13 protein-coding genes are annotated in these 18,779 nt (G+C 44.6%); 9 read left to right on the top strand and 4 right to left on the bottom strand.

Translation table 11 applies throughout. The annotated features are described in order from the left end of the window. Positions 1-204: 204 nt before the first annotated feature. On the top strand, positions 205-1,197 hold the full coding sequence (locus BN1234_RS02800; RefSeq protein WP_054955143.1) for a helveticin J family class III bacteriocin: 993 nt from the start codon (positions 205-207) through the stop codon (positions 1,195-1,197). Between the two features lie 35 nt (positions 1,198-1,232). Here the strand turns inward: BN1234_RS02800 and BN1234_RS02805 are convergent, their stop codons facing one another. Further along, positions 1,233-2,687, bottom strand: coding sequence for a DHA2 family efflux MFS transporter permease subunit (locus BN1234_RS02805; RefSeq protein WP_054955144.1), 1,455 nt, complete (start codon positions 2,685-2,687; stop codon positions 1,233-1,235). 169 nt (positions 2,688-2,856) lie between these two features. On the opposite strand from BN1234_RS02805, the gene BN1234_RS02810 reads away from it, so the two are divergent. The 4 genes from BN1234_RS02810 (at position 2,857) to BN1234_RS02825 (ending at position 5,989) form a co-directional block, all read left to right on the top strand. Beyond that, positions 2,857-3,399, top strand: a complete 543-nt coding sequence (locus tag BN1234_RS02810; RefSeq protein WP_245640069.1) for a TetR/AcrR family transcriptional regulator — start codon at positions 2,857-2,859, stop codon at positions 3,397-3,399. A gap of 24 nt (positions 3,400-3,423) precedes the next feature. Then, the gene (locus tag BN1234_RS02815) at positions 3,424-4,077 is read left to right on the top strand and encodes a M48 family metallopeptidase (protein ID WP_054955238.1); all 654 of its coding nucleotides are present in this window, start codon (positions 3,424-3,426) and stop codon (positions 4,075-4,077) included. Between the two features lie 202 nt (positions 4,078-4,279). After that, positions 4,280-5,242 (top strand): sugar kinase, encoded by a 963-nt coding sequence (locus BN1234_RS02820; RefSeq protein WP_054955145.1) that lies wholly within the window; start codon positions 4,280-4,282, stop codon positions 5,240-5,242. Between the two features lie 81 nt (positions 5,243-5,323). Beyond that, positions 5,324-5,989, top strand: coding sequence for a bifunctional 2-keto-4-hydroxyglutarate aldolase/2-keto-3-deoxy-6-phosphogluconate aldolase (locus tag BN1234_RS02825; RefSeq protein ID WP_054955146.1), 666 nt, complete (start codon positions 5,324-5,326; stop codon positions 5,987-5,989). Positions 5,990-6,069: 80 nt separating this feature from the next. On the opposite strand, the gene BN1234_RS02830 is transcribed toward BN1234_RS02825, so the two are convergent. Beyond that, positions 6,070-8,418, bottom strand: coding sequence for an AraC family transcriptional regulator (locus BN1234_RS02830; RefSeq protein ID WP_054955147.1), 2,349 nt, complete (start codon positions 8,416-8,418; stop codon positions 6,070-6,072). A 328-nt stretch (positions 8,419-8,746) separates the two neighbouring features. On the opposite strand from BN1234_RS02830, the gene BN1234_RS02835 reads away from it, so the two are divergent. The 4 genes from BN1234_RS02835 to BN1234_RS02850 all read left to right on the top strand — a co-directional run bounded on the left by BN1234_RS02835 (position 8,747) and on the right by BN1234_RS02850 (position 16,763). Beyond that, positions 8,747-10,312, top strand: a complete 1,566-nt coding sequence (locus BN1234_RS02835; protein ID WP_054955148.1) for an extracellular solute-binding protein — start codon at positions 8,747-8,749, stop codon at positions 10,310-10,312. Between the two features lie 83 nt (positions 10,313-10,395). Then, on the top strand, positions 10,396-11,295 hold the full coding sequence (locus BN1234_RS02840) for an ABC transporter permease (RefSeq protein WP_054955149.1): 900 nt from the start codon (positions 10,396-10,398) through the stop codon (positions 11,293-11,295). 19 nt (positions 11,296-11,314) lie between these two features. Further along, the gene (locus BN1234_RS02845) at positions 11,315-12,184 is read left to right on the top strand and encodes a carbohydrate ABC transporter permease (protein ID WP_054955150.1); all 870 of its coding nucleotides are present in this window, start codon (positions 11,315-11,317) and stop codon (positions 12,182-12,184) included. A gap of 52 nt (positions 12,185-12,236) precedes the next feature. Then, positions 12,237-16,763 (top strand): Ig-like domain-containing protein, encoded by a 4,527-nt coding sequence (locus BN1234_RS02850; RefSeq protein ID WP_054955151.1) that lies wholly within the window; start codon positions 12,237-12,239, stop codon positions 16,761-16,763. Positions 16,764-16,935: 172 nt separating this feature from the next. Here the strand turns inward: BN1234_RS02850 and BN1234_RS02855 are convergent, their stop codons facing one another. Together BN1234_RS02855 and BN1234_RS02860 are read right to left on the bottom strand one after the other, a co-directional pair. Continuing rightward, positions 16,936-17,646 (bottom strand): DUF6199 family natural product biosynthesis protein, encoded by a 711-nt coding sequence (locus BN1234_RS02855; RefSeq protein ID WP_054955152.1) that lies wholly within the window; start codon positions 17,644-17,646, stop codon positions 16,936-16,938. Between the two features lie 124 nt (positions 17,647-17,770). Then, a complete protein-coding gene (locus tag BN1234_RS02860) occupies positions 17,771-18,736 on the bottom strand; it encodes an alginate lyase family protein (protein WP_170307977.1) in 966 nt (321 codons plus the stop codon). Between the last annotated feature and the right edge of the window lie 43 nt (positions 18,737-18,779).

An 18,779-nucleotide genomic window follows, 5' to 3' on the forward strand; every position in this document is an offset into this window, starting at 1 on the left:
AGGAGAGGGGAAAGTCAAAGAAAATAAACAATTAGATGAATGAAGAAAAAGTCCCAGTCCATTTTAGTTATATTGGTGCTTATGCTTCTGAATTGGGTTATGTATATTTAGATAGCAGTGATTAATGACTCCCTTAGGCCTTCTTCGACGTCATATAACAGGGAGTTACAACTGCCTATAACGAAATATCAGGAGGTAGCTTTAATGTATCCAATCCAAACAAGGAGACATGATAAAAATCCGCTAAAAGTACTTTTATCACTAGTACTCGCACTAAGTTTGTTTAGCTTGACAGCTTTACCCGCATTTGCGGCATCTCCCGGTAAAACTGTAAATGCTTCTGCAACATTGGCCTATAATTTGAAAGGGCTGAAGCATAATGTTGCCGTCCAGAAGGCTTATATCGCTGATAAGTATGTGTACGTAACGCAGCGCTCAAAAGGAACTTGTTATCTTTCAAGGTTGAAGATTAATGGAAAAGACGCAAAGTATGTGGACGAGATGACCATTACCAATACCGGTCATTGCCAGACCCTGGACATGTACACGTATAAAGGTGATAACTATTTCTATTTCAGCTCAAAGGCTGATCCATCAACCAAATATTATTGGTCGCTTCAAGTTGCAAGAGTTCAATATAAAGCAGGCAAGAAATTGAACTATACGGATCTGCCGCGGTTCACTTATATGAACTATGCTAATAAAAAAGGATCCAGACTTGGTGAAACCTACCGTGTAGACGGTGGAGGGAATAGCACCCACACCTTTTTCCGTGTCCAAACAAAGGAAGGGAAAGTAACCTGGGCTATCTATGACACGGTGGCATTGAATAAGCTTCTTGACAGCAAGAAAGAAGTACGTATGGACAGTGCAGCGGCAAAAAAAGCGGCAGTTACAAGTTTTACACAGTCAGGCAAAAATATCGTGAGACCTAATGGCTCTTTCCAGGGTGCAGATATGCTCGGTAAATCAGCAATCTATACATCAGGAGGTGCGGACGGCCAGACCCCGAAGATTGCGTTAATGTCTAACAAGGGCGCTTACAAAACCCTTGTAAATATTACAAATGTAGGCAAGCGTGAAATCGAGGGTGTTCAGACCAAGGATGGAAAAGTGTATTTTACGATTGTAACCAATCCGAAGAGTAAGAAGGATACCCAAAAAATATACTATGTTTCAGAAAGCAAGTTCAAATAAACATATAAATGAAAAATAGCAGCTATCCCGTTAGATCAATGATCTTGCGGGATAGCTGTTTTTTTGAGTTGTGCAATTTTTTTACGGGAAGGAACCAATAGTGTGATAACAAAGGCGATTACAGCTAATATCGTCATGAAATAGTAAGCATCGCTTGAACCAAAAGTAGTAGCAAGTGAGCGAATCTCATCCGTTCCCATATTCGGAGATTGTTCTGCCATGACAGCCGAATGACTGCTAAATTGTCCAGAAAAAATAGTAATGATTACTGCTGTTCCAATGGCACCGGAAATTTGGCGTACGGTATTATTTACGGCTGTACCATGGGTTACGAGATTTCTAGGCAAAGCATTTAATCCAGCTGTATTCAGCGGCATTGTAATAAAGCTCAATCCTATACGAAGGAAAATCGTCCGTACCATTAAAAAGAGATAAGTGGTTGTGACCGTAAGGTCGGTTACGACCCACATGGAAGGAATGACGAAGAGCAATCCGGTAATAAACAGCGGCTTGGCTCCATAACGATCATACATTCGGCCCGTAATAGGAGACATAAACGCATTGACCAAAGCTCCCGGCAGTAATAATAATCCTGCGTCAAATGCAGTGAAGCCCCGTCCATTCTGTAAATATATAGGCAACAGAATCATGTCTGCATACATCATCATCGTCACAATGATATTGATGATCGACGTAAGCGTAAATAATTTATTGTTAAAAACGCCCAGGTTGAGCAGGGGATCGTCCGATTTGAACTGACGCAGACAGAATAACGTTGTAATCATAATGCCTGACAATATCGTAAGAATGACAACGGGATCATCCCATCCGTGGCTCCCTGCATTACTGAAACCATATAAAATGAATCCAAAGCCGAGCGTGGATAATATGACACTTGTTAAATCAAGCTTCGGTCTGGACGTCTCTGATACGTTAATTAAATATTTCATCGCTAACCCAATCACAACAACGATAAATGGGATGAGACCGACAAAGAGGTAACGCCATGAATAGTACTCGATAACAAAACCGGCTAAAGTCGGTGCGATGGCTGGAGCGAAAATCATGGCTAGTCCAATCAACCCCATCATACTGCCCCGTTTATCCGCTGGAAATATGAACATTACGACAGTCATAAGCAGCGGCATAATGATTCCTGCTCCAATTGCTTGTATCATACGTCCTGCAAGCAGAACCGGGAAGCTTGGTGCTGCAGCACATAATATAGATCCAATTAGAAGAAACAGCATGGAACTGATAAATAATTGACGTGTAGAGAACCGTCTCATCAAATAGGCGGTAATAGGAACGAGAACACCGTTAACTAACATGAAGCCTGTAGACAGCCATTGTACGGTAGTAGGAGTTACTGAAAATACTTCAATTAAATGGCTAAAAGCTACGTTTAACAGTGTCTGATTCAGGGTGGATAAAAAGCAGCCCATAATTAATACGGTTAACAATATTTTCTTGTTGATGGATTCCGACATTCATATATTCCTTTCTGTCATTGCTTTATTAACACCATGTCAATAAAATAGACAATAACATGTTTTAAAACGGATGCCTATTTACAATGATCTGAAAAGTGTCGATTAAACATCATATTTCAAAAAACTATAAATGAAATTTAAATTTATTAGATGAAGGAGAAATAAATTGACGATAAGTAATAAACAAGACCCGCGTGCACTTCGTTCCAAACGTATGCTTAAGGAAGCCGTCCTGGATTTACTCATTGAAAATCCTGAAATTTCAAAGCTCACCGTTCAGAAAATAGCCTCGCGTGCTGAATTAAACCGTGCGACTTTTTATTTGCATTTTATAGATATACAAGATTTATTAAGACAGGTGGTCTATGATATTTTCGACGACTTGTCGTTAGAAATGTCACCTCTATTACAAATCAATGATTTAAACAATCAAGAGCAATTAATCGCATTTCTTGACTGCTTTTACAGACATCGAAAAATATTAGCTGTACTTATTGAGCATCCGGGATTCAAGAAGAAAATGCATATGTTCTTAAAAGACTCAATCGCAATTCAACGGGAACGAGAGGGAACAAATACTTCGGAACACATCCTATCGGGAGATATTTTAGCCTCTTCGATTCTTGGCGTTATCATGTGGTGGATCAAAGACGGAATTCATTTTAGCTCCGAGTATATAGCGAATCAGATGGTTCTGCTATATCGATAAAATCTAATAGAAATGATGTTGATGATGAAAATAGAATTAGGGCAAGAGCAAATAGAAGTCCATGTGGAATATGGTCCACGTAAGAAGATATCGATCCATATTGACCCGAATGGGTGGATTACGGTAAAGGCCCCAACGCATACAGGAGATGAATTGTTAATCCATGCGGTAAAACGGCATGGGGATCAAATATTGCAGCAACTGCACGCGATTGAGGCTTCCCGGGCCGAAACGAAGGTCAAGGCATACGAAGCTGAAGGGAAGTTCCTGCATTTAGGTCAGTATTACTTTCTGCATGAATTAATCGATACGAATGGACGAAGCCTTGAAGAACTTCAGCTAGATCTGAAAAAGTTCTACTTCACAAGCTGCAAGAAAGTGATCGGAGAACGTATCAAAATCTATCAGAAGCAGCTGAAGGTCACGCCTAAATCCTTCAAAATCGAGGAGTCACATACCAAGTGGGGAAGCTGTAATTCAGCGAAACATCTTACGTTTAATTACCGGCTTGCGATGGCACCGATTGAGGTCATTGATTATGTTGTCATTCATGAGCTCTGTCATCTCGTGCATATGAATCATGACCGTTCCTTCTGGCGTCTTGTCGGCAGCGTAATGAAGGATTATAAAGATAAAGAAGCGTTTCTTGCGAGGTATGGCCAGGCGATGACACTGTAATAATCAAGCGAGAATGAAACCTGTTCGGCAGCTTTATAGAAAATAATGCGTATTTCTACACATCCTGCTGTGCTATGATTACTACTAAGAGATAATAGGATGGGGGGAGTTAAATATATAATAGCTTCATAAATACAGCTAACATAGAATAGAAGATATTATGATATAAATATCGATCAGAGGAAAGAGACGGTGAAGGTGTATGAATAATCAGCATTCTTATCCGGAAGTGATTACCTTTGGAGAAAGTATGGGCCTGTTGATTGCCGCGGGAGGAAAAGGTCTTGAATACACATCAAATTTGACGCCATCCTTTGGCGGGGCTGAGACGAATGTTGCGATCGGGTTGTCGAGGCTTGGGCATTCAGCAGGATGGTGTGGGCGACTAGGTAATGATCCGTTCGGGCATCGGATATATAAGACGGTGAGGGGAGAAGGTGTAGATGTTACACGTGCTTCGTTCACAGATGAGGCTCCAACAGGATTAATGATTCGGGAGCATGCGGCTGGGAAAAGCTCTGTCTATTATTACCGTAAGCTGTCTGCTGCAAGCAAGATGACTCCTGAGCATTTGGATGAGGAGTACATTGCGGGCGCAAAAATTTTGCATATTACCGGAATCACACCTGCGTTAAGCACCTCCTGCGCTGAGACAGCAGCAGAAGCGATGGACATAGCCAGGAAGCATGGAGTCAAAGTGAGCTTCGACCCCAATTTACGATTAAAACTATGGGATATAGAAGCTGCCCAAAAGGTTATTCTTCCGCTAGCTTTGAAAGCGGATTATTTCTTGCCAGGGTTAGATGAATTGAAGCTGCTGTACGAGACGGAATCGACGGATCAGATATTTTCGAGGCTCAGTGAGTTGTCTGCTGTAAGCATTATCAAAGGCGGCGAGGACAAAACTTATATTCTGGAGAACGGTAAAATGTCAGTGGTTCCATATTTTAAAGTCGATCAGGTAATCGATACTGTGGGAGCCGGAGATGGCTTTTGTGCCGGATTTCTTGCCGGCTTATTACGGGAATACAGCCTTGAGGAAGCCGTTCGAGTCGGTAATTTGATCGGGTCTCAGGTAATCCAGACAGTGGGTGATTGGGAAGGTCTCCCTAGTGCAGCACAAATCGAGCGGCTGCTTGCAGGTAACGCGCATATTGAACGATAAAGATATGTTTGAATAAAATACCGAATGGATTCGCAATTTGATGAACTCTGATTAAATAAATAAGACGGGTGAGGAGATCATATGAAGAAAATTCAGCTTATCCAGAAGATTGTTCAGGAAGGTGTCGTTGCGGTACTTCGCGCAGAAACGGCAGGAGAAGTTGTTGCCATGGCTGAGGAAGCTATCTCGGGTGGAATTAAAGTGATTGAAATTACCATGACAGTTCCCTTTGCACTCAAGGCTATTGAGGAGCTGGCTCAAAAATACAAATGGAATTCACCGGATGAGTCAACGTATGCAATTATTGGTGTAGGGACAGTGCTTGACTCTGAAACGGCTCGAGCGGCGATTCTGAGCGGTGCCGAATTCGTAGTGTCCCCTTGCCTTAGCATAGAGACGGTCGCTTTATGTAATAGATATCGAGTACCGGTTATGCCAGGCGTGATGACGGTCAAGGAAATAAAAGAAGCTCTTGAACTTGGAGCAGATATCGTTAAGCTATTTCCAGGCAACCTGTATAGCCCATCCGTAATCAAGGTGATCAAAGGCCCATTACCGCAGGCGAATATCATGCCAACCGGTGGTGTATCGCTTCAGAATCTTGGCGAATGGATTAAAGAGGGAGCAGTAGCGGTAGGGATCGGCTCCGATTTGACGAATGACGCGGTGAAAGCACAGGATTATTCACTGATTCGAAAGAAAGCTGCCGCTTATGTGAATGCGTATCGACAGGCAAAGGAAATATAATATTTCGAGTTTATTACATATCCAAATACAGCCCAAAGAGTCGGAGTAAGAACGTCTCTTTGGGCTGTATTTTGACGGAATCAGGATGACTTTGGATCCTTTCCCAGGGCAAGGCGCTGCTCTGCTGCGTATTGCTGTCGGAATTGTCCCGGTGTATGTCCTGTTCTTGCTTTAAACATCTTGTTGAAATAGCTCACATTCGCGTAACCGATCTCTCTGCAGATCTCTTCCACAGACGCGCCAGTCTGCTTCAACAGCTCCATTGCCCGTTTGATGCGAAGCTGGATGAGATAATCATTGACGGTCATTCCCTTTGATTCTTTGAATATGCGTCCCAAGTAGGATGAGCTCCGTTTTACATGTTCCGCCACGTTATCCACAGAAATATTATTGTTGTAGTTGTTGTCCATGAATTCCGTTGCCAGCTGAAGCGTCACATCCGTCATTTTAGAGCGTTTCTCTTGATGGTAGTCAATGATCTTACTGCATATCATTAAGATGCATTCTTCCATATCCTGCACGGTTTCTGCGCGCGCCAGGGCATCTGTATAGGATGATTTTTCGCCGAAAACAGCGGTCACCTCGCCACCGGTCTGAACGAGTGTTTTTACGAGTTCGCCACTTAATTGCACAAACAGGTGGTTAATATTAGCTCTGCCCAGCCTTTGGTCCAGAACCTTCCGGGTGATGGCTCGAATCACTGCAGTACATTCTTCCTTATCCGTCTGCAAAAGGGATTGCTGCAGCTTCGATTCAAGCTCATAAGGATAATAGTAGGAACCTTCTTCCGATTTCCATTCACCAAGGATAGAGTAAGGAAGAATCTCACCCTTACCGATATAGATTTTCATGTTTAGTGCCTCCTGAGTCTCGTTGTAAGCCGCACTCACGGATGGCTCTCCTGAGTGAACACGGCTGACAGCGATGGTGACAGAGATACCATAACGACTTAAAAAATACAGTTTGAGTCTCTTGGCTTGTTCTATCGGATATGTATCATCTACATCCGGCTGTAAGGAGAGAAGGATGACCGTATGCCTGCTGTCTTTGACAAAAATTTCTCCGTCAATATCTTCTCCCAGCTCTTCTATTAGTCCATATTGAAGCAGATGTGAGTGGAAAATATCATCTGAACCCTTGAGCGGATCATGTTCCTCGCGCTCTAGGATCAGGATGGCAAATCGATTGAAATCAAGCTTTAATTCAAGCAGCTCCGCCGCTAGGTCGGACCCGTTTGCAGGTTCATCCCGACAGGCACCCTGGATTAAATCGTTCAAATATTTTTCCTTAATAGCTGTACGGTTGCCGGTGAGAAGATCCTCCACTTTCCGTTTTTCTTTCATTAAATTATCGCGGTAATGAGTCATCTGCTCAAATGAATGACGGATAAACCCGGCTTCGTCCGTACGGGTTGGGGCACCTGATTTTTCGCGCCGTTCGAATTCTTCAGAACTCTCGATATAGGAAATTACACTTTGAAGAGGGCGATATAATCGTCGCGATAAATAATAGGAAATTGCGACAGCAGCCGTTATGTATAGGATGGCGACGGCCCAAACGATGGTTTTAATACGATTCATTCCCTGGAGTAAGACGGATCGTTCGGTAATATCGACAAATCGCCAGCCTGTAATATTCGATTTCGTGTAAGTAAGGATCTGATCAGAATCGCTAATATAGTAGCCATTATCAGCTGAGATCTGGCCTGCATTCAATTTCTGAAGCAGCGTTTCTCTGTCAAGAGAATCGGAGTATAGAAGTTCACCTTGTGGACCGATCACCATGGTTGTGCCTTTTTTGTTCTTGTAGTGACTTAAGTAGTCAGCGAAAAGTCGATCCAGATTTAAATTAATGACGATGGCGCCCTCCACATGGCCGATTAGTGGCATCTTTTGAATGAGGGAGGTCGCAGGATTATTCGGAGAGAAACCGTTCTCCCTTCCGGTTAACCACACGGTGCGGGATCCTGAGTCTTGTTTCAAGCTATCCTTCCAGGACAGATCAGCAAAATTGGATATAGAAGACGTCTTTATCTCAGGGCGTGATGTAAGGACAAGCTCCAGCGGGTCGTAATATAGATAAATAGAATCGATGTAAGGACTCAGCTTTTTTTGTTCTTCCACAAGAGCTGATAAATCGATTAATGAACTTACGGAGAGTTTGCCTCCGATGGTGTGATACAAGTAGGATTGAGCCATTAGCAAATTATTAGCTGCATTCCTAATGGTTGCCAGTTCCTTGTGAATAAGCTCCTGCTGCTGAGTCAGGACCGATTCATTGTATCCAATGGAGTTGCGTACACTGTTATCCGCCGAAATCATGTATGTGACCGAAGAAATGAGAATGACTGTAATTAATGCAATGGCGGTCATGGATAACAGCAGTTTAACGAACATAGAGTTATTTTTAATACTCACTTGTCCTCTCATGGCAATCCTCCTTGCTTCCAATGTGGCAGCGCTTTCATATGAGAATCCGGATGATTTTTCACCAGATGTGCAATGCCAATTATATCTTACATAAGCGGGATTCGGACAGATAGAAATCGAAAAACATATAAAAAACGGAATAACGTCATGGTCCTTAAAAGGCCAATAACGCCAAAAACATAATAAAAACGGAATGAGATGATTGTATACCGCCGGGATGAAGGCTTAAGGTTAGGTGTGTAACCGTTCCCAATAAATACCCGGCCGGGTCATAACCTTAGGGGCACGGATCATCGAATCGAAATCAAATAACAGGGGGTAGGTTCTTTTGAAGAAAAGAATCAAATTTGTAAGCGCCATCTTACTGACAGTAAGTTTAGCAGCAAGCTTGCTTTCTGGATGCAATCCCAAGACAGAGACCGCAAGCCCGGCTCCTGCTGCTGCAGGAGAAAAGCCGGAAGCACAGTCCAAGCCGATCGAAATTACATGGGGGATCCATTTTGCAGCTGAAGGAGTCGTAAATGACTCTGAGGTTCAAAAGTGGCTGGAACAGAAGTTTAATGTAAAGATCAAACCGGTGAAAGTAACGGATGCCAGCATCGCATCCGGTGAAGTGCCGGACATATTCATGCTCGGTGACCCTTCGAATGTAATCGCTTACCAAAATCAAGGCGTGTTAATGAGCATTGATCCAAATATGTTGAAAGAGAAAATGCCTGAGTATTACGCAGATATTGAGAAGAAGAAAGAGTTGTTCCAAACCGTTAGCGTAAATAACGAGCTCTGGGCAATTCCGATGTTTATCGATTTGAAGCCATATGATTTAGCACAGTTATGGCGCAAGGATTGGCTGGATAAGGTAGGAATCACTAAAGTGCCGGAGACCTTGGACGAGTACGAGGAAGCAGTTTATGCCTTTGCACAAAAGGATCCGGACGGTAACGGTGTTAAGGATACGTACGGTTTAACAGGAACGGCTACATCCACCTGGTCTTCAGGATTCTATTCCATCTTCGGGGCGTTCGGTGTGGAACCAACGATGTGGATGGAGAGAGATGGTCAGATCATAAATGGATCGATCATGCCTGAGACAAAGGAAGCTTTGGCGAAGCTTCAGCAGTGGTATAAGGACGGGGTCATTGATCCGGAATTTATCACAGATACACAAGATTCATACCGCAAGAAACTCTATAATAACCGGATTGGCGTCATTGAGGAGCAGATTGCCAAAGGTGCACTGCCAGAATCTCCTATCGTTACGGAAATGAAGTCACTGAACCCGGATTCCGAGCTGGTGTTTGCAAGAAATCCGAAGGGACCTGGTGGTGACGGATCATGGGATTGGGGAATAAAGAGTAATTTTATCGTTATCGGCAATAAAGTGAAAGATCAGCCTGAGAAGCTTGAAAAGCTGTTCGAAATTTTACAGGCACAGAGCAATGATGAAGAGACGATCAATATGACCAGCCTTGGCGTAAAAGGAACCCAATGGGATTTTGTCGAGAGCGGTGCTACATCAGGAGCTACAAAATTCCTGCCTAATTTCGAGAAGCAGGAGCAGCGTGATCAAGTTGGAGTCCGTTTGTTCTCTTTCGGTAACATTACAACTCAAGCTTATAGGGACAAATATTCCGATCCGAAGCTGAATGAGGCGATTAGAACTTATTCATCTGCTCCTGGATGGACCGATGCGCTTCTGTTCTCGGCGCTGCCTTCTGACGGTAAATACAAACAAGATCTGACTTCACTCATGCAAAAATATTTCGCCCAAATCATCAGCGGTGAAATTCCTCTGGATGATTTCGATAAATTCGTCACGGAATGGATGGCAAAGGGCGGCGAGGAATTAACTAAAGAAGCCAATGAAGTGTACCAAGCTCAGTTTAAAAAATAACCCGAACTTGGCCTAAGCCCCCGTAAGGGCTGAAACAACCCTTACGGGGAGATTTAGTGGTTCGCTTTACAAGGAAGTGCGTCATGAAAACGATAAAAAAACACGGAGAGCTGCTCTTACTATTTCTATTCGCCTTCGCGTTCTTCTTCGTATTTAAATATGGCCCTCTATATGGAGTCGTCATTGCCTTCAAGGATTTCAGGGTAGTTGACGGGATATGGGGAAGTCCGTGGGTAGGATTTCACCATTTTCAGGAACTGTTTCAGAATGGCGATTTTTATCGATTACTCAAAAATACGCTGCTGCTGAACCTCTATCAGCTGATCTTTTCTTTTCCCGCGCCAATCATTCTGGCGATCTTGCTAAACGAGGTTCGGTCAAGATATTTCCAGAGATTTATCCAGACGACGATGTATTTACCCCATTTCGTTTCGTGGGTAATCATGTCCGGACTGATCATTTATTTTCTATCCCCGACGTCAGGCGTTGTAGGAGAAATTGTGAAATGGTTCGGAGGGGAACCCGTCTTCTTTATGGGTAAGAAGGAATATTTCCGTCCGATTGTGGTCATTTCATCCATTCTGAAGGATATCGGCTGGGGCTCTATTATCTACTTTGCTGCCTTAGCGGCAATCAATCCGGAGCTGCATGAATCGGCCGTAATCGATGGAGCCAATCGGTGGCAGCGAATCATTCGAATTAATATTCCATCCATTATGCCAACCATCGCGATTATGTTCATCCTGAGTCTGGGCGGCTTTTTAAGCGCAAATTTTGAACAAATCATCAATCTGCTCAACCCGGTCAATTATGAAACCGGTGACGTAATCGATACTTATGTATACAGGGTCGGTCTGCAGCAGTTCCAGTACAGTTACACGGCGGCCATAGGCTTGTTTAAATCGCTGGTTGGGCTTCTGCTGATTCTGGGAGCTAATTATACCGTAAGAAAATTGAGCCGTGGCGAGAGTGGCCTATGGTAAAGACAGGAGGAAGACATTCATGAGAACAAAAAGATGGCAGGATCTAATTGCACCTGCCTTTATCTACCTTACATTGTCGATCCTGGCACTCGTCGTCGTATACCCGTTCATTCATGTCATATCCGTCTCTTTCAGCGGAAGGGGAGAAGCTCTCCGGAGCGGATTTCATTTTTATCCCCGGGATTTCGAATGGCAAGCATACCGCGAGCTCCTGGATTATCCTTTAATTTGGTCGGGATATGCAAATACGCTGTTCCGAATGGTCGTAGGGACGACGTTAACACTTCTTGTTACCGTCTGTGCCGCTTATCCGCTCTCCCGTCCGGATCTACCCATGAAACGCGTGCTAGTCTTGCTGCTGTTGTTCACTATGATCTTCGATGGAGGAATTGTGCCGCAGTACCTATTAATAAGAGAACTGCATCTCCTTAACACACACTGGGTCTACGTGCTTCCGTCAGCAGCCAATGCTTTCCACGTACTTGTCATGATCTCGTTCTTTCGTTCGATTCCGGACGCACTGATCGAAGCCGCACGCATCGACGGGGCAAGGGATTTGCGGATACTGTTCCGCATTCTTCTCCCGCTTTCCATTCCGTCTCTTGTGACAGTCGGACTCTGGAATCTGGTTTATCACATTAATGCATTTATGGATAACTTGCTTTATGTCACCGATTCATCCAAATTCGTGCTGCAGCAGGTTGTCCGCCAGATACTTATCGAGAATAAGCTTGATCCGTTTACAACGGCGACGCTTACTAAACCGCCTGCTCCGGAGAGCTTGAAAATGGCGGCTGTCATTGTCAGCTCCCTGCCGGTGCTTGTATTGTATCCTTTCTTGCTTAAATATTTTGAAAAAGGAACCATGATTGGGTCTGTAAAAGGGTAGTGATAAATTTATATTTTATCAAATTGAACGTAATAGGGAGGGATTATTAAAGATGATGAGAAGACGGATCATCTTGTCATTGATCATTGTCTTGCTGGCGGGTTATCTGCCGGTTGCCGGAGCGTATGCAGAGGACACTCAGAACCCTGGTGCTGTATTTTATATTTCGAATGATGGAGATGATTCGAATTCCGGAACCGAGACGGCTCCTTTTCGAACGCTTGAAAAGGCAAGGGATGCGATTCGGCAAATGAAGCAGGGTTCCGGGCTGCCTGACGGCGGAATTACGGTCTATTTGAAAGGCGGCATCTATAGCCGAGGTGAAAGCTTTCTTCTGGAGGAACAGGATTCCGGCACGGAGGATAAGCGGATAACCTACAAGGCCTATCCAGGAGAAAGCGTGCGGTTAAACGGCGGACTGGAGCTGCAAAAGAACTGGTTTACTCCAGCAACAGACACTAAGGTTCTGAATCGAATCATCAGCCCGGATGCCAGAACGAAAGTCCTGCAGGCAGACTTAAAGGCTCAGGGAATTACCGATTACGGTGTAATGAGCCGACACGGTTATTATAAAGCCAATGACGTCAGCCAGGTTCCTCCAATGGAGCTGTATGTCGAAGGTCAAGGCATGACGCTTGCCCGCTGGCCTAACAACGGAACGGTCCAGATGGGCACCATCCAGGATCCCGGACCCACCCGCAATGATCCAGATCTGCAGACACGCGGAGGTACCTTTACCTACACATACGAAAGGCCAGACCTCTGGAAAGAAGCGGATGATATTTGGTTGGACGGTATTTTCGGCTATAGCTGGGAATGGTCATACAACAAAGTAGCTGCCATTGATACAAGTAAAAAGACGATTACTTTGGCATACGGGGAGATGAGCGGTCTGTTTACCAATTGGTATCCGGACTTCCACTTCGCTCAGAATTTGCTTGAAGAGATGGATATGCCGGGTGAGTATTACATCGACCGGAATAAAGGCGTTCTTTACTTCATGCCTACAGCGTCCTTTGAAAGCGATCAACCTGAGATTACAGTGTCTATGCTTAAAACCCCGATGATTAATGCAATCAATGTCTCGCACGTGACCTTTGAAGATCTGATATTGGAGAATGGCCGTGACTCGGCGGCAGTCATTATGGGCGGTGACAGCGTCAAATTCGATCACTGCGAAATTCGCAATTTCTCCAATGGAGGCGTATTGATTAATACCCAGAGCCGCTGGTTGTACAACGACTTCGCCAAAGTCGACGGAGTGAATCATTCGGTGACAAGCACTCATATTCATCATATTGGAGGCACGGGGGTCATTCTGAATGGGGGAGATAAAAAGACGCTTGAGCCAGGCAACAATGTAGTGGAGAACAGTCATATCCATGATTTTGCCTACTATCATAAAGCCTATAATCCCGCCATCTTCCTGACCGGTGCAGGGAACAAGGTTTCCCATAACGAAATTCATGATGCTCCCCATCCCGGAATGCTGATCTTTGGTAATGACCATCTCGTGGAATATAACAATATATATGACGTCTGCAAAACCTTCCAGGACCTTGGTGCCATCTATATGAATCTGGGTGAGTCGCCTCAGGAACGAGGATCGGTGATCCGTCGGAATTACTTCCATAATATAGGTGAAGGGTTGGCTGGGGTTCAAGGCGTATATCCAGATAACTTTACAATGGGCATTACCATTGAAGAGAACATATTTAATGGAATGGGTAACTCTGCGATTTTAAATAACGGAGGCGCTCATATCAAGACCAGGAACAACATTTTTATCGATGCTAAAGTGCCGTATGATTATGCGGATCTGTACTTGGGTGATAAACCGGAACAGCAAATCTCCAAGAACTATATGCCAAAATGGCGGGCGCTTTTCGAAAAGAACAACAATTTCGAAGGGACTCCACATATGGAGAAATATCCGGAGCTGGCGGACTTTTTCACGGAAAACCGTTATTATCCGGACACCAACACATTTGAGAACAATGTGATCTACAATCCAACGAGAAAAATAAGCAGTACGACGAATGACCAGGGAGCTTACGATAAATTTAACCTGGTTCAATATGCGAATAACTGGATTACAGCTCATGATCCTGGGTTCGTTAATCTGGCTGACGGGGATTTGAATTTAAATGCGAATTCAGAAGTGTTCACGAAGATACCTGGCTTCCAAGCGATCCCTTTCAGCGAAATGGGAACCGTGGGTAAAGTTGGTCCATACCTGGCTTCGGATCGAATTGCTGTCGAAGGAATCAGATTGTATGACGAGAACGTAACCCTCGGGATTGGTAAGTCGTACTCTTTGTATTCAGCAGTACTTCCTTGGAATGCATCAAATCCTAAGCTGCAGTTCACTTCGAGCGACCCTTCTGTTGTAAAGGTGGATCAAAGCGGAAATCTGAAGGGTGTTAGCATAGGGAATGCTACCGTCACAGCAGTTTCTGTTGATAATCCGAACCTAAGCGATGAGGTACAGGTAACGGTCGAAGTCGGAGATGGAATTATCGATTATACCGATTTCGAGAACGGCAGGAACAGCTGGCCGAGTGATCCGAACCGGAGCATTGTCGAGGTTGAAGGCGGCAACCATATGTATAAGCTGCTTAAAGGAGCAACTACGTTAAACGATAATGATTATAACAATTATGAGCTGACCTTTAAGCTGAAGACTCCGAAAGTGATTGCGGATGATGCTACATTATATGTGTTTGACCGGTTGAATCCAAGCGGAAACGGTGGTAGGATTGGATACCGGAAGTATGCGAACGGAACATCTGCATGGCTGCTGTATAATGCGAACTGGGCTACAGTGAAGCTGAATTCACTGCCTGCCCCCGATTTACAGCCGGATACCATTTATAATATGAAGATTGTCGTCAAGGGTCCGGAGATTAGTGTGTATGTTGATAATATGCTTAAGCTGAAAGCAAGTGATTCGACATTCAATGCATCCGGCAAGGTTGGGTTTTATGCCGGGGGCTTCAGCGATCTCTTGTTTGATGATATCAAATTCAAGGTTCCAAGTACGGAAGTGTCCGGTTTATTGCTTAGTGAGAGCAGCGCTAATATGGTAATCGGGGAACAGAAGCAGCTTTATGTTCAATTTGATCCGTCTGATGCCGAGAATAAAGAGGTCGTCTTTCATTCCTCCCGTCCGGAGATTGCCTCTGTCGACGCTAACGGACTGGTAACCGCTTTGGCGAAAGGGGAGGCTGAAATCACCGTAACATCGGTCGCCAATCCGGAAGCCACTGCAGCCGTACGTATTCAGGTATCCGATGTTATGCACTTTACAGATTTTGATTCCGGAGCGAACGGATGGCCGGTAGACCCCAACCGCAGCATAGTAAACGTTGACGGCAACAAAAAATATAAAATTTTAAAAGGGGCTTCGGCTCATCATCCAAGGAAGTTTACGGACTATGATCTTAACTTCACGCTGAAGATGCCAGCTGCTATGCCGGAAACGGGAACGCTGTATGTCTATGATCGTTCCGTGGGTAGCACATCAGGTAAAATTGCCTACAAGAAGCTGGCAGATGGCACATCACAATGGCTTCTATATGATGGAGCTTGGAATGTTTTGAAAACGATGAACCTGCCTGAGGAGGATCTGAAGGCGGACACGGAGTACAACATTCGCGTACGGGTTGAAGGTACGGAGATTAGTGTATATGTGAACGGTGAGCTTCGACTTGAAGGAACGGATATCAAACACAATGCATCTGGAACGGTAGGTTTCTATGTAGGCGGATTCAGTGAAATGTGGTTTGATGACATCAAGTTTTCTCTAATCGATATCGATCGAACTCCTCCTGAAACCACGGCCGTCATGAGCCCGAATGAACCGGATGGCTTGAATGGATGGTTTACACAGCCAGTAACAGTTACGCTCCATTCATCAAATGGCTCTGAAGACGTATCTACGGAATATAGTCTGGATGGAGGGGATACCTGGCTGGCATATCAAGACTCACTCACCTTCAGCCAGGATGGCCGTTACTCGATTCTATACCGGTCGCTTGATCAATCCGGAAATACAGAAGAAGCGAAATCTCTGGTGTTTAAACTGGATGCCTCGGCACCTACCATATCGGTGACAGATCCGATCGCTAGAGACTATACAGGGGCAGATTCCCTGAATTTAGCCTGGACAGCTGTGGATGAGATGTCCGAAGAAGATCGATTGAAAATCACCGCAATGCTTAATGATCAGCAGATTGAGAAGGGGACGGTGGTGCCGCTTTATACACTGCCGTTAGGAGCCCATACCTTCACGGTAACCGTAATGGATGAGGCGGGAAATGAACAGAAATTTGTGGTTAATTTCTCTACTTATGCAGACGTCAACTCTCTGAAAGCGTTAGTAACACTCTTTCAGGAACATTCCTTAATTGACAATGCCGGAATCACAAACAGCTTACTCAAGAAGCTGGATAATGGTTCTTATGAAGCCTTCCTTCATGAGGTTGAAGCCCAGAACGGTAAGCATATTACGGTGGAAGCTGCAGCCTACCTGGTTCGAGATGGGCGAGCTGTAGCGAAAGAATTGACGAACGAATAAGGGGCTGTTCCAAAAGTAATCTGCTTCACGATTGAGCAGCTCGCTTAAAGAAGAATGGCGGTGCCAGGGAGAACTTCAGCTCATCCATGCACCGCCATTTTTCGCTTTTGTCTACTTTCTTGAACAAATGTTCAAGGGTTCTATTTCGATAGGCACTATTTAAAATTATTACTTATTTCAATGATGTAAGGATGAGCATCCCGCCACCGATCATGGTAATCACACCGCCAACCTTGGCCATAAAGTAATAAAAGTCGCTCGGCTCCGGGTCTTGGGTCCAGATCCACCGGAGTGAAAGCCAAAAAGTCAGCGTTTGGAATTTTTCATAACGGAAAGCGCACCAGCCATAAACGATAAGAAGTATTCCAAGCCAATAATAGAATGGGGTGCCTTGCTTGTGGTGGTATTCCGGGTAGGCGGCTGTGACGAAATCGCCGGGATAATAGTATTCTTCTCCCGGGCTTAGCAGCTTTTGACCGTTTGAATAAGTACCGCCTGGAAAAACCGGATTTCCTTTTTCGTCATAGGAAAAAATTAATCTTGAGGAATCTTCCACCTTGAAACGTCTGCCGCTTGGATACTTTACATAAAACCAGGTTTGGTTATCATGTGTAACGCGGCTGATCTGATATTCTCTTTCCTCTAAAATGACCGTACGCTCATCTGTGTCAGTAATATTTACTTGAAGCGATGGACCTCCCCAAGACTCATAAGTCAGCTGATGCTCCTGCTGGCCGGATTGCCTGTACTTGTCATTCTCCACATAGAAGACATACACATTAAAGTACCATCTAGCAAAGACAATGGTCATAACGCCCACCAAGAACACAGCCAATATTTTAAGAATGGATGCGGGCTTTAACAGCTTCGCGGAAAGCTCCATATTAATGACATTTCATCCTTTCCAAAGACAATCGATATAGTGCTAATACGCCTGATTCCAGGAAATGGTTTCAACGCAAAAAAGCCTTTCTCCCTGATCTCAAAACCAGGGGGAAGGCTCTTTTCTATGCTTTGAATTGCAGTTCCGGGTATACCCAGGCATAAGAATGGTAAAATCCGCTGTTTAAATTGGTATTGCCCTTGATCGGACGGTAAGGAGCGACAAAACGTTCAAAATCCGGGTTCTGATACACGATAGACATCGCCTCATACAAATCGAGGGGCCAAGTGCTGGCAGAGGGCTGTTCCGGAAAAATCGGATCCTCGTCGTAGGGCCATTCTTTAATATGACCATCAGCATAATGAAAGAATTGTCCGACAGCATGCTGGAGGCTTTTACCGCCTGGAGAGATCCAGCGGAATAAATCTTCACTTGTCGTGTCCAAGACCAGCTTGGCGGCGGCCGTAACCGGAGCGAGAGCAAAATAATGATACCACATGGAATGCTTACCTCTGGATGCTTCTTCCGGAATGAATCCTTCGATGGAGAGAGAGTGGTCTAGATGCTCTTTAAGGGCACTTACCTCTTCTGCAAAATGGAGCTTATCCTCCGTAAAACGATACAAAGCTAGTTGAGCATATATACTCCAGCTCCACCAGTTGTTGCGGAGGGGGATTTGATCCCACTTCGGCAGGCACACCTGCGTTAACCAATCGGTGAATAAATTACGTTCACTGCTGCTCCAGCCTTCGAAATCCTTGATCCAGTCCGCGGCTAAGATCAGGCCAACTCCGAGATAGGCAGATACTAGAGGTCCATCTGGACCCGCAATTTGCTTATTGACCTCTGCCCATACCATGATAATATCCTTCACTTTATTAGCGTAGGCAGCTGTCCCCGTAAAATGGTAGGCTAGTGCGGTTGTATAGGCTGTCTTAGCGTCCTTCTCCATTAATAACTTTGCTGCCCAATGCCCCTCAGCATCCATATAAAATCCAGGAATCTCCCACGACGAGACAGCATGAGCATCCAGCAGCAGACTCTCATCTGCCTCAGTTAGCAGAAGCTCAAGTGCAGTTCTATAACTCATAAGCATGGAATCCGCCTCTCTGTTATTCGGGATAACTCAACTT

Source organism: Paenibacillus dakarensis, assembly GCF_001373415.1.
Lineage (GTDB): Bacteria > Bacillota > Bacilli > Paenibacillales > Paenibacillaceae > Paenibacillus_AQ > Paenibacillus_AQ dakarensis.